Source organism: Jeotgalibacillus proteolyticus (genome assembly GCF_050107735.1).
GTDB lineage: Bacteria > Bacillota > Bacilli > Bacillales > Jeotgalibacillaceae > Jeotgalibacillus > Jeotgalibacillus proteolyticus_A.
The window spans coordinates 18,080-33,701 of record NZ_JBNILO010000014.1 but is presented as its reverse complement, the minus strand read 5'-3'; the positions used below and the strand labels follow the sequence as shown (position 1 = coordinate 33,701).

Annotated in this window: 14 protein-coding genes and 1 riboswitch; all 14 genes read right to left on the bottom strand. The window is 43.0% G+C overall.

The annotated features are described in order from the left end of the window. Positions 1 to 19: 19 nt before the first annotated feature. The 14 genes from lipA to ACQCT8_RS17070 all read right to left on the bottom strand — a co-directional run bounded on the left by lipA (position 20) and on the right by ACQCT8_RS17070 (position 15,610). A complete protein-coding gene (gene lipA / locus ACQCT8_RS17135) occupies positions 20 to 943 on the bottom strand; it encodes a lipoyl synthase (RefSeq protein WP_426873152.1) in 924 nt (307 codons plus the stop codon). A gap of 515 nt (positions 944 to 1,458) precedes the next feature. Then, positions 1,459 to 1,569, bottom strand: a complete 111-nt coding sequence (locus ACQCT8_RS17130; protein WP_426873150.1) for a methionine/alanine import family NSS transporter small subunit — start codon at positions 1,567 to 1,569, stop codon at positions 1,459 to 1,461. Positions 1,570 to 1,580: 11 nt separating this feature from the next. Further along, entirely contained in the window at positions 1,581 to 3,104 is a 1,524-nt protein-coding gene (locus tag ACQCT8_RS17125; protein WP_426873148.1) for a sodium-dependent transporter, read from the bottom strand. 759 nt (positions 3,105 to 3,863) lie between these two features. Further along, positions 3,864 to 5,468: a Na+/H+ antiporter NhaC family protein gene (locus tag ACQCT8_RS17120; RefSeq protein ID WP_426873146.1), complete on the bottom strand. Its 1,605-nt coding sequence runs from the start codon at positions 5,466 to 5,468 to the stop codon at positions 3,864 to 3,866. A gap of 118 nt (positions 5,469 to 5,586) precedes the next feature. Next, positions 5,587 to 5,773: riboswitch (Lysine riboswitch) on the bottom strand. Positions 5,774 to 5,840: 67 nt separating this feature from the next. Beyond that, the gene (gene yunB / locus ACQCT8_RS17115) at positions 5,841 to 6,599 is read right to left on the bottom strand and encodes a sporulation protein YunB (protein WP_426873144.1); all 759 of its coding nucleotides are present in this window, start codon (positions 6,597 to 6,599) and stop codon (positions 5,841 to 5,843) included. An 87-nt stretch (positions 6,600 to 6,686) separates the two neighbouring features. Beyond that, positions 6,687 to 8,054: a bifunctional metallophosphatase/5'-nucleotidase gene (locus ACQCT8_RS17110; RefSeq protein ID WP_426873142.1), complete on the bottom strand. Its 1,368-nt coding sequence runs from the start codon at positions 8,052 to 8,054 to the stop codon at positions 6,687 to 6,689. Positions 8,055 to 8,075: 21 nt separating this feature from the next. Next, positions 8,076 to 8,900: a sulfite exporter TauE/SafE family protein gene (locus ACQCT8_RS17105; RefSeq protein ID WP_426873140.1), complete on the bottom strand. Its 825-nt coding sequence runs from the start codon at positions 8,898 to 8,900 to the stop codon at positions 8,076 to 8,078. Positions 8,901 to 9,007: 107 nt separating this feature from the next. Next, on the bottom strand, positions 9,008 to 9,856 hold the full coding sequence (locus ACQCT8_RS17100) for a DUF72 domain-containing protein (RefSeq protein WP_426873139.1): 849 nt from the start codon (positions 9,854 to 9,856) through the stop codon (positions 9,008 to 9,010). A 173-nt stretch (positions 9,857 to 10,029) separates the two neighbouring features. Next, on the bottom strand, positions 10,030 to 11,427 hold the full coding sequence (sufB, locus tag ACQCT8_RS17095; protein ID WP_278240431.1) for a Fe-S cluster assembly protein SufB: 1,398 nt from the start codon (positions 11,425 to 11,427) through the stop codon (positions 10,030 to 10,032). 83 nt (positions 11,428 to 11,510) lie between these two features. Then, the gene (sufU, locus tag ACQCT8_RS17090; RefSeq protein WP_278240430.1) at positions 11,511 to 11,948 is read right to left on the bottom strand and encodes a Fe-S cluster assembly sulfur transfer protein SufU; all 438 of its coding nucleotides are present in this window, start codon (positions 11,946 to 11,948) and stop codon (positions 11,511 to 11,513) included. Beyond that, positions 11,938 to 13,167 (bottom strand): cysteine desulfurase, encoded by a 1,230-nt coding sequence (locus ACQCT8_RS17085; RefSeq protein ID WP_426873137.1) that lies wholly within the window; start codon positions 13,165 to 13,167, stop codon positions 11,938 to 11,940. The genes sufU and ACQCT8_RS17085 overlap by 11 nt, the downstream gene beginning before the upstream one ends. Next, on the bottom strand, positions 13,167 to 14,474 hold the full coding sequence (gene sufD / locus ACQCT8_RS17080; protein WP_426873135.1) for a Fe-S cluster assembly protein SufD: 1,308 nt from the start codon (positions 14,472 to 14,474) through the stop codon (positions 13,167 to 13,169). Before sufD ends, ACQCT8_RS17085 begins: the two co-directional genes overlap by 1 nt. 17 nt (positions 14,475 to 14,491) lie before the next feature. Continuing rightward, positions 14,492 to 15,274 (bottom strand): Fe-S cluster assembly ATPase SufC, encoded by a 783-nt coding sequence (sufC, locus tag ACQCT8_RS17075; RefSeq protein ID WP_278240427.1) that lies wholly within the window; start codon positions 15,272 to 15,274, stop codon positions 14,492 to 14,494. Positions 15,275 to 15,451: 177 nt separating this feature from the next. Then, positions 15,452 to 15,610 carry a hypothetical protein gene (locus ACQCT8_RS17070; RefSeq protein ID WP_278240426.1) on the bottom strand — a complete coding sequence of 53 codons (159 nt, stop codon included), beginning with the start codon at positions 15,608 to 15,610 and terminating at the stop codon, positions 15,452 to 15,454. Between the last annotated feature and the right edge of the window lie 12 nt (positions 15,611 to 15,622).

Here is a 15,622-nt window from a genome sequence, read left to right as displayed (position 1 = left end):
AATTATCTGCTGCTTTTCATTATTTAGCCTGCTCTACTTTTTCTCCTTGTGCCTGGCGCTCACGTGAAGCTGCATTGACCTGCTCGTCCGCATGATAAGAGGAGCGAACAAGTGGGCCTGCTTCACAATGCTTGAAGCCTTTCCCCATAGCAATTTTTCTCAGTTCTCCAAATTCAAGCGGCGTATAATATTTGATTACAGGAAGATGTTTTTTGGTAGGCTGCAAATACTGGCCAATCGTCATAATATCTACATCGTGTGCACGAAGATCATCCATCGTTTGAATGATTTCCTCTTTTGTTTCCCCAAGTCCAATCATCAGACTTGATTTTGTTGGAATATCAGGCTGAAGCTCTTTTGAACGCTGCAGCAATTCCAGTGAACGTGCGTATTTTGCTCTTGCACGAACTCTTGGCGTTAACCGCTCAACCGTTTCAATATTATGATTTAAGATATCAGGGCGTGCATCCATCAAGGTTTTTATGTTTTCATAAACACCGCCCATATCAGACGGAAGAACTTCTACAGTAGTGAAAGGATTTTTTCTTTTAATGGCACGGACCGTTTCAGCAAAGACTTCTGCTCCCCCGTCCTTTAAATCATCCCGGGCGACGGCAGTGATAACCGCGTGCTTCAAATTCATCATAGCAACCGAATCAGCCACTCTTTCAGGCTCAGCTAAGTCGAGTTCTGTAGGCAGACCGGTTTTTATAGCGCAAAAGCGGCAGGCGCGCGTACAGACATCTCCTAAAATCATAAAGGTTGCTGTTCTTCTGATCCCCCAACATTCATGAATATTCGGACATTTTGCTTCTTCACAAACTGTATGAAGATTATTTTCTCTCATCATTTTCTTAAGACCCGTATAATTTTCATTCGTATTAAGCTTAATTTTCAGCCACTCAGGCTTTCTTAAGTAGCCGTCTTTTGTTTTTGTGCTCATTTTATTCTCTCCCATCTAATTAGTTCAGGGGTTCTAACCCGTTCGAGTTATCGACAAAAAAATGAAAATATGTAAAGCCTTCTGACAATGTCACTTTATCACACTAACTGGTTGAAAACAAGGGAGCTTAAGGGGTTTAAGCCATTCACCCCTCGCTCTTAGAACGATGTGTGACATGGCTGTTATGTGCAGATTCAGTATGTGATATTGATTTTTTTGCACACTTATACCCTTGCAAATTATCTATACAAAAAGAGGCTGGGACACAAAAGTGTCTCAACCTCTTTGACCGGTTCGCTGCACTTCAGGCGGACGCTTTCCGCAGGGACGCCGCTGAGCCTTTTTTAGGGCTTCGCCCCTTTAAAGTCTCAGCTTGCCGTCATATCCTGCAGGAGTCGTCACCTTCCGCTCCGCTCACCTCTTACTATTACTAATTACTGTCTCTTTTTTAACTTATTTAAGTTTAGTCCCAACCACTTACTTATGAATAAGTTATGAATCGGCATTAAACTAAATTAAGCTGTTTTTTTAGATTTTTTTACTGCGTTCAGAATGCTTGCCGCAAGGCCTCCCCATAAGAGAACAATTCCTATGATCATCATGACGATGGCACTGGCTGTCATCATTGATACCCCCTCTATTCTTTTTCACCTGCTATCGAATGATGCTTGCTCCATTTACCGATTGAAAGTACTATCCCGATTAGAAGCGCTGCAACTGCTACAGAGACGCCTCCGTAAAGCGTAAATGCAGTGGTATAGCCTTCATAATTTCCCGTGTCGGTGTCAAATTCCTGAAGAATATTTTGTTGCAGCAAACCAAACATCATGAAACCAAGAACAAGTGGTGTGATGACGCCAAGACAGACCTTCCACCAGCCACCCAATTGGATATCCGAAGTTAGATTTGCATGAGACTGCAAGGTATTCGTTTTTCGAAGAATCCAGACTACCATAATTACTTCAACGAGTCCCACAGCTGCTACACCGAATTGATTAATAAAGTAATCCGCCATATCAAGGAAGTACAGACCTCCCTGAGTTGCAAAAAGGATCGAAATAGTGGCTGCCAGTCCGCCGCCCAGAACAACTGCTTTGTTCCGGCTCACTCCAAATTTCTCTGTTACACCCGCTACATATGTTTCTGTGATTGACATTAAGGATGTTAATCCTGCAAGTGTTAAAGAAAGGAAGAACAATACGCCGAAGAAACCGTTAAAGCCAGGGAATTGGTTGATGATTTGTGGAAAAACGACAAACGCTAGTCCTACTCCTGCATCGGCTACTTCATCAACAGGAACCGACAGCTGCGTTGCCATAAAGCCTAACGCTGCAAATACCCCAATACCTGCAAGAAGCTCAAAGCCTGAATTTGCAAAGCCTGTAATAAATGCATTGTTCGTAATATCAGACTTCTTAGGCAAATAACTTGAGTACGTGATCATAATGGCAAATGCAATGGATAAGCTGAAGAATATATGACCGTATGCTGCAACCCAGACACCAGGGTTCATGATTTGATCAAAATCAGGCTCAAAAAATGCATTTAAACCTGCAGCAGCACCTTCAAGTGTGACGGCACGCACCACAATAATCAGAAATAAGATCACCAGAGTCGGAATGAAAATACGGTTGGCAATCTCAATACCTTTCTTAACTCCTTTTAGAAGAATACCAAGTGTAATCACCCAGACAAGAATCAATGGTATGAGAACTCCCCATACAATTCCTCCTGTTTCACCCGGTGCGACCTCAAGAACCTGAAGAAACTCTCCCTGAAGGAACGTTCCCGTGTCTTCCCCCCATGCCTGATCAAGAGAAAAGATGGTATACCGCATTGCCCATGCGATAATCACTGCATAATAGGTGGAAATGACAAAGGCTACGACTACGCCCCACCAGCCAAGCCATTCTGCTTTTTTCCCTCCTGCCCGGAAAAATGACAGCGGTGCAGATCCACGGTACTTATGACCGATTGTAAATTCCATGATTAGAATAGGAATACCAGCTGTTAAAAGTGCAAATAAATATGGAATTAAAAAAGCTCCGCCACCGTTATCGTAAGCTACATATGGAAAACGCCAAATATTTCCCAGACCAACTGCAGATCCAACTGCGGCTAAAATAAATCCTGCGCGTGTCCCCCATTGTTGACGACTCATTTTCTTCCCTCCCATTAAACTTCCATTAAAAGTAAGAAGTTTTTATATATTCAGATTATTTATTCTAATCTAAAAATAGTATAGCACTTCATGCCTAAATGTAAAAGCACTATTTGCGTTCGATTAATTATTATATTGGTATATGTAGACTTCAATTAAAAACCAGGCATTACAGGAAGCATAGTTGATAAAAAGTATTCAAATAATACCTTATACACTGGATGAATATATCTAGATTTGATTCTAAAGTACTATTCTCATGTATTTCATACACTTTATCCAAAAGAGTTTAATTACTTACCTTTTAGCACCTGAAATAAATGGAATGGGACCCTATTTACAAATTAATGTAAAAAAAGAGCTTGAGACAAAAGTGTCTCAAGCTCTTTGACGGGTTCACTGCGCTTCAGACGGACGCTTTCCGCAGGGACGGGGGCTTGAGCCTCTCCAGGCCCTTGGCCTGTAAATTCTCAAGCAACCGTCAAATCCTGCAGGAGTCGCCACCTTCCGCTATGCTCTCCTCTTACTATTGATAAATACTTCTTCATTCTGTAGATTCTTCTGAGTTTTGTCTCAGCCTCTCTTTGACAGGCTTACTTAGCATCAGTCATACGCCTTCCAGGGAGGAGAACGAGGCTCAGTACCTTGTTCAACCCCCGTCATATCCTGCAGGAAGCCGCCGCTTTTCGCTCCACTCACCTCATACGAATGATCTTCACTTCTTTATTTTTTCGTTTTCCGTTATGTCGCCGTTTCGTTTTACTTCGTAACGGTTTCCTGAGCTGAAACCACTCTTTCTTTATCAGGGTTTCTTCCCATGATCAGGGCAAAGGCAGCCAGCAGAAGGATAACCAGTCCAAGCGCCAGCCAGGTACTGCCGGTGAAACCAAGCAGAATATAGCCGGCAGCAGCAATAACAGCCCCTGTTACTGCATAAGGAACCTGCGTAATCACGTGATCGATGTGATTACTTCCTGCTCCGGTTGATGACAGTATCGTCGTATCTGAAATAGGAGAACAGTGGTCTCCAAAAACAGAACCGGCAAGGACGGCAGCAAGAGCAGGGAGAAGAAGTGAACTATCTGTGCTCATTGCAATTGTACCTGCGATCGGAAGAAGAATCCCGAACGATCCCCATGATGTTCCTGTAGAAAATGCCATGATACCTGCTATCAGGAATAATAACACAGGAAGCCAGGCAATATTTAAATTAGATTCGGTTACAGCTTTTGCGAGAAATTCACCTGTTTCCAGTTCTCCAATGAGTCCTACAATCATCCAGGCAAATACCAGAATATAAATGGCGGGCAGCATGGATTTGATTCCCTCTTTTAACGCAAGGAAAAATTCAGCACCTCCAATTTTATTCGAACGCTTCACTTGACGCATAAAGAATCCAATCGAAACGATAAGACCAACTGAAGCTCCCCACACGAGGGATTTTGGTACATCGGTGAATTCAAACATTTGCAGAATGGAAGCCGAGCCGCCATTTTCTTCGGTATACAACTGACTGCCTGTCCACATCATAGAGGCTACTGTTCCAATCACTAATGCGATGATTGGCCAGATCAGGTCACCTACTGTCCCGTGGCTGCTTGTAGGAAGATCATTTTTTAATTCCCCGGGAATATCTTTTGTTTCGTCGTATACTTTGCCTGTTTCGATCGCACGATTTTCATGCTTTCTCATTTGGCCAAAATCAACTCCGCGGAATGCCACAATAAAGACAATTCCAAGAGCGGCCCAGACATAAAGGTTCATCGGGATCATTTGCATAAAAGCAGAGAATGGTGTGTATTCGGTAATGGCATGCTCTGTAAAGATTCCACCGATGACAGCTATGATGTACGCGCCCCAGCTTGAAACAGGGGATACTACACATACCGGTGCGGCAGTTGAATCAATTAAGTAAGCAAGCTTCGCGCGGGATACACGGTGCCGGTCTGTAAGCGGACGTGCTACCTGCCCTACTGCAAGTGAGTTAAAGTAGTCATCGATAAAAATGATCACTCCCAGGCAGGCAGTCAGAACCTGTGCACCTGCACGCGTTTTGACACGCTTCATGGCCCACTCTCCAAACGCTCTTGCTCCTCCAGAAATATTAATAAATGCAGTAATAACACCTAAAATAAGTAAGAATAGAATGATGAAAATGTTCCAAAGATTTAATGCTCCGTCTGACCAAAACACACCGCTGAATGACGCCCACAGTTTTTCAAACGTACTTAAAATAGAAAAATCTACGAGCAGCAGTGCCGCTGCAATAATCCCCGCTCCCAGTGAGAGCAGAACTCTTCTTGTTAGTACCACCATTGCAATCGCAATAATCGGCGGCAGTAATGACAACCATGTTCCTTCCATAATGTCCTCCTTGTTCTTGACAGGGTATCTTGAGGGCAATCGTTCCAAAAACGCAAAAAAGAGCAATGATAGAGGTCTCTACCATTACTCTTATAGGTTCAGTAATGTATGCTCCATCACGATCTGTAGCTCCTCATAACGTAAAATCAAGTTTACGCAATGAGAGTGTTATCCTTGTTTAAGATAACCCCAATAGTGATGCCTTTGACATACATTCACTATTTCGGCAGCTTTTCCTTTCCACTGTGGTCGTTGTTGTCATCCTCGCACAGCGTACTATTAAAAACTGCTCCTCTACCCCATCGGATTATGATGTGGTGATATTCTTTTTACTTTTCTATACTACCAGTCCTGCAACCCTTTTTCAACCTTTTATGGAGAAGGAAGCGGAACCTCCATTGATGGCGCCATGCCTTCTCCAACATTGTAAATTTCAGGAACTTTCCCTCTGATCAGCCCCATTGCGACGGGAATATCCTGTTCAATGGTTGTGACTTTTGTAGCAAAAGGCACAATGATCTGAACGTTTACGATTAAATGAATATTCACTTCCACGAACGCATTATTAATCCCAAACTCTTTTATATTTGAGGTGATGTTGGAAGTAACGTCGCCAACTGCATGAAAACGGATCGGAACTTCGGGCCCCAGATTTCCCAAAAGGACATTATTTGTAGCTTGTCCTAAAGGAACCGTATAGACAATCCCCTCCATATCTCCCGAATCCTCCACTTCAAGATCAAGATCGGTGAGAGATCGCAATACGCTGGTGTCGCCGCGTTCAATTGCCCGAAGATGCTCCTGCACCAGCTGCGTCGTTTCGGTTTGCACCCGATTTATAATTTCTGTGTTAAATTGAGTCGTCACCATTTCCGCTGAATCCGTTGGAACATTTTCAATGATTTCATTTATGTCCATAATCGTGGCAATCTCTCTGTTGACAGCTTTACTGATAACAAGAGCACCAATTTTTTTAGTCTGTGATTCGGCATAATTCATTAACGTCGGTTTAATTCCTACATTAATTGTCCATAGTCCCAGAATTGTAAACCCAATAAAGAGAACGGTGGAAATAAACCATACATAGCGAAGCGGCATGGGGCCAGATGGCCGCGATGATTTAAATTTCACGTAAAACGCCCTCCTTCGCTTCATTGTATGCGAAGAAATGGACGAGTTGCCTATAATCTGAACTTCTCTTCATTGTGTTTACGGAAGTTACACGGCACTCAAATTTTTAAGTTTATATTTTAAAATATCCCGCAGAAATTCAGGCATAAAATATTCTTTCGGTGCTCTTTGCATTTCAGGAAAAAAGTAGCCAAATGTAAACATATCTACTGTCGCCACCCGGTACACTTTATCCGCTTTGATTACTTCCCCGCCTATTTTAAAGGTATAGGATTCCGGTGTGATATTTTTATAAACAAACGTTCCAAGAATGCTTCCCCTAAAACCAAGACCCTTTACTACGGTGGTCGGCCATTCCTGATTTTGGGACTGCCTCAGCACTTCTTTCAGTTCACTTCCATGAAGCTCTACAATGCATGGATTAATAGGATGAGGCAGAATCCGATGTAAATCAAATGCGGTGACAGGACCCGCAGACAGCGAGTCCAGGAGCAAACCTCCCGTCAGGATTGCACAGTCTGCTTTACACCATTCAAACAAAGCGTCTGCAAGAAGGGAGGATAATACAGAATCCGGATCGAGCGGGTGGTGCGGGAGCGGCTCCCTGAGTGAAGCTTCTACAGTAGAAAGAAGTTCTTTTCCACGATCCAGCCACATTTGGATCTCCTGCTTTTCATGCGGTGACTCTTTAAGTCGGCTTGTCTCGATAAGTGAAGCGGTTTTTCGAGTGACTGATCGGGTTACCTGATCATAGTCAATTTCCACTTTTCCTGTGTATGCGCCATGCTTTCCTGCAGCAGCCAGCAATGATTGGTTTTGAAGCTTTCCTTCTTCAAAGGTATGATGCGTGTGTCCTCCCATGATGACATCAATCTCCGGACACTCTTCCGCTACCCATTCATCTTCCCTGATGCCGAGATGAGAAAGAAAGACGACGATGTCCACTTTCTGCTTCAGGACCCGAACCTGAGCTTTTAATTCATCTTTTGCAGGAGTTACAAGCCAGCCGAGTCTCTCATAAAATGCGGGATATTCTGCTGTAACCGCAACAATGCCAATTTTTGTTCCCTTTTCAGTCGAAGTAATATACGTTGGATAGACCCAATGCGGACGCTCCCCTTCGCTTGTAAAAAGGTTAGCCAGAACAACCGGGAATTGAGCTTCATCGTAAAGATGATGCAAATCCTCATGAGCAAATGTAATTCCTTCGTTATTTCCAATGGTCACGGCATCATAACCCGCTTCATTTAACAGCTGTATATTTTCTTTTCCTTTAGAACCTTCTGTTAAAGGGTGCCAGCGGTCTGCATGATCTCCTATGTCAAATAAAAAAACAGCTTCTCCCCTGTCCTGGTGAAACTTCTTTCTCTCTTTCAGCAGATCACGGATTCTCGGCCAGTTTTCAAAATGACTATGCAGATCATTTGTATGATAAAAATGAATGGTCTCTTTCATGGGAGAATTCCTCCTTTTTTGCTATCCCAACAGCCCTTCCATAATGGAACGGATTCCGATTAAAACCAGAATGAAACGAAGGACCAGCACCAGCTTGTCCGAGCGCAGCCGATGATTCAGCCAAGCACCCAGCTTCGCACCGAACCAGGCACCCGGAGCCAGTGCGAGAACATAAAGCCAATTTACATTACCTAGAATTATATGAGAAGCAGATCCTGTAATCGAGGATAAAAACACCATCAGCATAGAGGTGCCTACTGCAACATGAGGCGGAAATAAGAAAGCAATAATCATCACCGGCACCATGACCGATCCGCCGCCAATTCCAAATAACCCAGAGCCAAATCCCACTGTGAACGCTGCCAGCACTCCAATGAGAGGAGGAAATCCATATTGAAACTCCATACCCTGTGGATCTGTAAAGTGACGCTGATAAGAAGCAGTTTTGAACCGCTTAATCGGCTTTATTCTATTTCGTACCATAAGAATTAAAGATAAGAAGATCATAAAAAATCCAAACGATAAATGAAACGAATCCAGTGTCAGCCTCTGATTTACCCAGGACCCAACAATCGTACCCGGTCCGCTGCCGATAAAAAAGAGCAGGCCGCTTTTTATATCGACTGTGTTCTTTTTTAAATAAGACAGTGTAGAAGAAAGCCCTGTAAAGATCATCACTACAAGAGAAATCCCAACGGCTGTTTGAGGTGTAATACCGGCAATCCAGCCTAAAGAAGATCCAAAAAATAAAAGCGCAGGCACCACAATTACCCCTCCGCCTAGCCCAATAAGGGAACCAAGAGAACCTGCTGTCAATCCTATTAAAAGTAACAAAACCCATTCCATTCTATTTCATCTCCAGCCTATTTATCCCGCGATTAATTCTATCCCGGCGCTTCTATCTCTATGTTTGTAAATGAAATCACAAATTGAAGTCACGCTTAATGAACGGCTTAAAATAAGTCCAGCTGTCTCGGTGCTAAATTTGTGTATTCAATATTCATTAATTTCATAAACTGCTTTGCATTTTTTGCAGCATGACCTCCGGAATTATTATTAAAGAGAACATACACATCATCCACTTTTTTATGCAGCAATTGTATTCGGGTCACCCACTCTTGAAGCTCCTCTATATTATAATCATATAAATAGCGTACCTCACGCCAATTGTTTTCATTTCCTTTTTGGGTCCAGCCATGAACATTGCGTCCATGAAAGCGGACGAGTACAGCTTTATCATGAATCACGACCGGTACAATCGGTATCGAGCCTTCTCCAGCCTGCGGTTCATCACAAATACTATGAATCCAGTCCTCTTCCTTTAAAAAGGATATGGTTCTGTCCATAAATTCAGATTCATACCAGGTCTGGTTGCGAAACTCAATTGCCAGAGGAAGGTCAGAAAGCTGTTTTTTGCAATAGCGGATGTAATCAACATTGTCCTTGCGGCAGTCAAACCAGGGCGGAAACTGCAGAAGCACCATGGCAAGCTTATTGGCGTCATGAAGGGGCCATACAGATTGCCTGAATGCCTCAAACATTGCCTTTTTTGACTCAAAAGGAATATCACCGCGCTGATGACCTGTCATTCCCTGATAGGCCTTCACCACAAATTGAAATTGGTCCGGTGTCTCTTTGATCCATTTTTCCACATTGCGTTCCGGTTGAATGGCATAAAAAGAGGCGTCCAGCTCTACAATAGGAAAATGACCCGAATAATCCTTTAATTTTTCTTTAGCAGCGGAGCTTTCCTGATACAGATCAGGATGATCTCCCCACCCCGTTAATCCAATGTAAATCATGTTATCACCTACTAGTATGTATGCTTACATTCATTGTACCATAACAAAAAACGGAATCCTTTAACGCCCATTCTGTGCCCATACGTATAGCCCCTTAATAACACGAACCTTTTCCAAAGAGAGAAAAAATGTAAAAACACACACCCTGTAAAAGGATGTGTGCAATTCTTAAGTTATCCAATTGAACCTTCCATCTCGAACTTAATCAGACGGTTCATTTCAACTGCATATTCCATCGGTAGTTCTTTCGTAAACGGCTCGATGAAGCCCATTACGATCATTTCTGTTGCTTCTTCTTCAGAAATTCCGCGGCTCATAAGATAGAACAGCTGCTCTTCAGATACTTTCGATACTTTTGCTTCATGCTCCAATGAAATATTATCGTTTAAGATTTCATTGTAAGGAATTGTATCGGAAGTGGACTGATTATCCATGATCAGTGTATCGCACTCGATATTTGAACGCGCGCCGTGAGCTTTGCGTCCAAAATGAACGATTCCGCGATAGGTAACTTTACCGCCTTGCTTTGAAATGGATTTCGAAACAATCGTAGAAGAGGTATTAGGTGCCAGGTGATGCATTTTTGCTCCTGCATCCTGGTGCTGCCCTTTACCTGCTAATGCGATGGACAGCGTCATGCCCCGTGCGCCTTCTCCACGAAGAATAACCGCCGGATATTTCATCGTCAGCTTCGAACCGATGTTGCCATCCACCCATTCCATTGTGGCATTTGCATCACACACCGCACGCTTCGTTACAAGGTTGAACACATTGTTCGCCCAGTTTTGAATCGTGGTATAGCGGCAGTAAGCATCTTTCTTGATGATGATTTCCACCACTGCACTATGAAGTGAGTTTGTCGTATAAACGGGAGCGGTACAGCCTTCTACGTAGTGAACGCTTGAGCCTTCATCCGCAATAATCAGGGTACGCTCAAACTGCCCCATGTTTTCTGAGTTAATCCGGAAATAAGCCTGAAGCGGAGTATCAACTTTTACGCCCTTTGGCACATAGATGAAAGATCCGCCGGACCATACAGCCGAGTTAAGAGCAGAAAACTTGTTGTCACGAGATGGGATAACAGTTCCCCAATGCTCTTTAAACAGTTCTTCATTTTCACGAAGAGCAGAATCTGTATCTTTAAAGACGATTCCCATGTCTTCTAGCTCTTCTTTCATGTTGTGGTATACAACCTCTGATTCATACTGTGCAGATACACCTGCAAGGTATTTTTGCTCCGCTTCAGGAATACCTAATTTGTCAAACGTACGCTTGATCTCTTCAGGCACCTCGTCCCAGCTGCGTTCACTTTTCTCAGAAGGCTTAACATAGTAGGTAATTTCATCGAAATTCAACCCGCTCATGTCGCCCCCCCATTGAGGCATTGGCATGCTGTAAAACTGTTCAAGCGCTTTAAGACGGTAGTCAAGCATCCATTGAGGCTCGCTTTTCATGCGTGAGATTTCTTCAACAATTTCTTTTGTCAATCCACGCTTGGAGCGAAAAATGGAAACATCTTCGTCATGAAAGCCATATTTATAATCGCCCACATCCGGCATTTTCTTAGCCATGGTGATTCCTCCTTTTTTACTTATCTGCTTTAAATTGAGCTGCTTTCAGCTCATTTTTGACGCTTTAATGCGTAAAGCAGATATTATGAATCGTTTTGGTCAATTCCTTTTTCCATCGCTTTCCAGGCAAGTGTGGCACATTTGATTCGTGCCGGAAACTTTGCCACTCCCTGCAATGCTTCGATGTCGCCAAGATCGATTGAATCATCGTACTCCTTACCGAGCATCATATCGGAAAAAATTCCTGACATTTTCAGTGCTGTATCTACTTCCTGACCTTTGACTGCCTGCGTCATCATAGAAGCGGATGCCATTGAAATCGAGCATCCTTCACCATCAAATTTCGCTTGCTTTACGATCCCGTTTTCAACGTCAAGCGACAGATGAATACGGTCTCCGCAAGTAGGATTGTTCATATCTATTGTAACACTTCCATCTTCAATTGCACCCTTGTTGCGCGGGTTTTTATAATGATCCATGATCACTTGCCGATAAAGTGTATCCAAGTTATTAAAAGACATCGCTAAAATACTCCTTTGTTTTCACAAGTCCGGCGACAAGCTTATCAATGTCCTCTTCTGTATTATACAAATAAAAGCTTGCACGTGCCGTGGATGAAACATTCAGCCACTTCATCAGCGGCTGGGCACAGTGATGGCCTGCCCGAATGGCGATTCCCTCTGCATCCAGCACTGTTGCCAGATCGTGAGGATGTAAATCCGCCAAATTAAAGGTAACCAGACCTGCCCGTTCCTGAGGATCTGCAGGCCCGTAAATGGTCATATCGTCAATTTGTGACATCTTATCCATCGCATAAGCAGCTAAATGGTGTTCATGCTTTTCAATTTCTTCAAGCCCTACTTCTTCAAGGAAATCGATGGCAGCACCTAATCCGATGGCTCCTGCAATTATAGGTGTACCACCTTCAAATTTCCAAGGAAGCTCCTTCCATGTCGACTCCTGCAGACCGACAAAGTCGATCATTTCACCGCCAAATTCAATCGGCTCCATTTTATTCAGGATATCTTTTTTGCCGTAAAGAACACCGATACCGGTTGGTCCGCCCATTTTGTGACCCGAAAAAGCGAAGAAATCACAGTCAAGATCCTGAACGTCCACCTTCATGTGAGGAGCCGCCTGGGCGCCGTCCACTACCATAATCGCCCCATTTTCATGAGCGATCTGGGTGATCTCTTTAATCGGGTTCATCGTGCCAAGAACGTTTGACACCATCATAATGGAAACAATTTTCGTATTTTTTGTTACAGTTTCACGTACGTCTTCAAGAGATAATGTTCCATCTTCCTGAAGTGGCACGTACTTTAGAGTAGCACCTGTTGCTTTAGCAAGCTGCTGCCAAGGGATAATATTGCTGTGGTGTTCCATGTGGGTGATAACAATCTCATCGCCCTCACTCACTTTTTCGCGGCCATACCCTTGAGCAACCGTATTAATGGCAGTAGTAGTCCCGCGCATAAAAATAACTTCCTGAGTGGAAGGGGCATTAATGAAGTTTTTCACCTTTTCACGAGCGCCTTCATACCGGTCAGTTGCTCTGGTTCCTAATGTATGAACACCACGATGAACATTTGAATTGTACCCTCTATAGTATTCATCTAATGTTTGGATCACAGACAGCGGCTTTTGAGAAGTCGCTGCGCTATCCAAATAAACAAGTGGATGACCATTAACTTCCTGATCAAGTATAGGGAACTGTCTGCGGATCTCATTTACATTCATTATTGAACTTTCCTTTCGATAACCTCGCTCAGCTGTCGTTTAACTCCCTCAATTGGAAGCTTCGTCACAACAGGTGCAAGGAAGCCATGTATAACCAGACGCTCCGCTTCATGCTTGGATATTCCGCGGCTCATTAAATAGAAGAGCTGCATTGGATCTACACGTCCAACAGAAGCTGCGTGTCCGGCTGTAACATCATCTTCGTCGATCAACAGAATCGGGTTGGCATCTCCGCGCGCTTTCTCACTCAGCATAAGCACACGTGACTCCTGTTCAGCATTGGCTTTTGTAGCACCATGCTCAATTTTTCCGATGCCATTGAAGATGGAAGATGCTGCATCCTTCATTACACCGTGTTTTAAGATATATCCTTCTGAGTTTTTGCCCCAGTGGGTAATATTCGTTGTGAAATTCTGCTTTTGATTTCCACGGCCCACAACCACCATTTTAGTATCTCCAAATGAATTATCGCCAATTAATTTGGTGATATTCTCTGAAACCGTATCTCCATCATTCATCATCCCGAGCGCCCACTCGATGCGGGAATCACGGCCTGCAACACCTCGGCGGTTTACATACGTTGTGGTGCCTGCTGATAAATTATCAACCGCTCCGTAAACAACGCGTGCATTTTGCTTGGCAATGACTTCAGAAACGATATTAACGACCGATTCTTTTACATCATCAGTAGCAAGATAAGATTCTACATACGTAACAGAGCTATTGTCATCTGCCACTACAAGCACATGGTTAAATAATGCAGCACCAGGATGATCATGGACATAAACAGCCTGGATCGGCTCAGCGATTTCTACATTTTTAGGTACATATAAAAATGCTCCGCCGTTTACTAATGCTGCATGCAGTGCTGTAAGCTTGTGTTCATCCACTTTTACAGCATCTGTCATAAAGTATTTTTCAACTAGTTCCGGGTGTTCTTTTGCTGCTGTTAAAATATCAGTAAAAATAACTCCCTGTGCTTTCAGCTCTTCAGAAAGAGTCAAAAGCGCCGGTGTATTATTGCGCTGTATATATAAATTTTCCTGTTTTTCAACATCGATTAATGTTTTGATGCTTTCCGGCAGCTCTTCTACTGAGCCATATACTTCACTGTCAATTGTGTGATTTGCAAACTGAGTAAAGTTCCAATTTACAATTTTCGTTTTGTCCGGCTTCGGTAATGGAAGATCATCTGCTTTCGCAAGTGCGTCCAATCGAAGGGACGACAGCCAGTTTGGCTCACCGTTACGCTGTGAAAAAGCCTCTACCGTTTGCTGATCAACCGGTAAGTTTGTTTGTGTCGTCATCTTTATCCTCCTAACGATTACGCTTCTTGACCTACAGTTTCGTCTTCAATTCCCAGTTCCTGCTTAATCCAGTCATAGCCTTCTGATTCCAGACGGTGTGCAAGCTCAGGACCGCCGGATTTTACTACGCGTCCCTGCATCATGACATGAACATGATCCGGTGTAATGTAATTCAGCAGACGCTGATAATGGGTGATAATCAGGCAGCCGAAATCTTCACCGCGCATTTGATTGATTCCTTTGGAAACCACTTTTAGCGCATCGATATCAAGTCCTGAATCAATTTCATCAAGAATACCGAATTCAGGTTTGATCATCATTAACTGAAGAATTTCGTTGCGTTTCTTTTCTCCGCCTGAGAAGCCTTCATTTAAATAACGCTGAGCCATGTTCTGGTCCATTTCAAGGAAGTCCATGTTTTTATCAAGTTCTTTAATAAATTTCATGAGCGAAATTTCCTGTCCTTCTTCACGACGGGAATTGATTGCTGAACGAAGAAAATCTGCGTTTGTAACGCCTGTGATTTCACTTGGGTACTGCATAGCAAGGAAGAGGCCTGCCTGTGCACGCTCATCCACTTCCATTTCAAGGACATTTTCTCCATTAAGAAGAACTTCACCTTTAGTTATATCAAATTTAGGGTGTCCCATAATAGCAGATGCAAGAGTTGACTTGCCCGTACCATTTGGTCCCATGATAACGTGTATTTTACCGCTGTCGAGTTCAAGGTTTACACCTTTAAGTATCTCCTTGCCTTCAATTTCAACATGAAGATCTTTAATAATTAATGTTGAAGCCATAGCTGTATTACCTCCGTTTGAGCAATTTTATGGACAATCCATTCTCACTTTATTCTCATTCTAATCTTATAACAAATTAAAATAAGAATCAAATCCTACAGATTATGGAGGAAAATGAAAGTTCCTTAACCAGAAAAAAGCCAGTGTAGTAAACACTGACTCTTTTCTCATTCCTTATTATAGATGATTGTGAAGTTTACTATCAAGGTCTGCAATCAATTGCTGCTCTTTTTTGTAATCTTCTTCTCTTTTCATTTCAACTTCCATGCGAACATCATGCTGTCTCATATATGTTTCATAACCTACTCCATGAGAACTTTGCATCGCTTTTTCCATTTCACCTGTGTA

Coding starts and splice junctions, on each gene's coding strand:
- lipA (WP_426873152.1), bottom strand. CDS start 943: ATGAGCACAAAAACAAAAGACGGCTACTTAAGAAAGCCTGAGTGGCTG.
- ACQCT8_RS17130 (WP_426873150.1), bottom strand. CDS start 1,569: ATGATGACAGCCAGTGCCATCGTCATGATGATCATAGGAATTGTTCTC.
- ACQCT8_RS17125 (WP_426873148.1), bottom strand. CDS start 3,104: ATGAGTCGTCAACAATGGGGGACACGCGCAGGATTTATTTTAGCCGCA.
- ACQCT8_RS17120 (WP_426873146.1), bottom strand. CDS start 5,468: ATGGAAGGAACATGGTTGTCATTACTGCCGCCGATTATTGCGATTGCA.
- ACQCT8_RS17110 (WP_426873142.1), bottom strand. CDS start 8,054: ATGAAAGAGACCATTCATTTTTATCATACAAATGATCTGCATAGTCAT.
- ACQCT8_RS17105 (WP_426873140.1), bottom strand. CDS start 8,900: ATGGAATGGGTTTTGTTACTTTTAATAGGATTGACAGCAGGTTCTCTT.
- ACQCT8_RS17100 (WP_426873139.1), bottom strand. CDS start 9,856: ATGATTTACATTGGATTAACGGGGTGGGGAGATCATCCTGATCTGTAT.
- sufB (WP_278240431.1), bottom strand. CDS start 11,427: ATGGCTAAGAAAATGCCGGATGTGGGCGATTATAAATATGGCTTTCAT.
- sufU (WP_278240430.1), bottom strand. CDS start 11,948: ATGTCTTTTAATAACTTGGATACACTTTATCGGCAAGTGATCATGGAT.
- ACQCT8_RS17085 (WP_426873137.1), bottom strand. CDS start 13,167: ATGAATGTAAATGAGATCCGCAGACAGTTCCCTATACTTGATCAGGAA.
- sufD (WP_426873135.1), bottom strand. CDS start 14,474: ATGACGACACAAACAAACTTACCGGTTGATCAGCAAACGGTAGAGGCT.
- sufC (WP_278240427.1), bottom strand. CDS start 15,274: ATGGCTTCAACATTAATTATTAAAGATCTTCATGTTGAAATTGAAGGC.
- ACQCT8_RS17070 (WP_278240426.1), bottom strand. CDS start 15,610: ATGGAAAAAGCGATGCAAAGTTCTCATGGAGTAGGTTATGAAACATAT.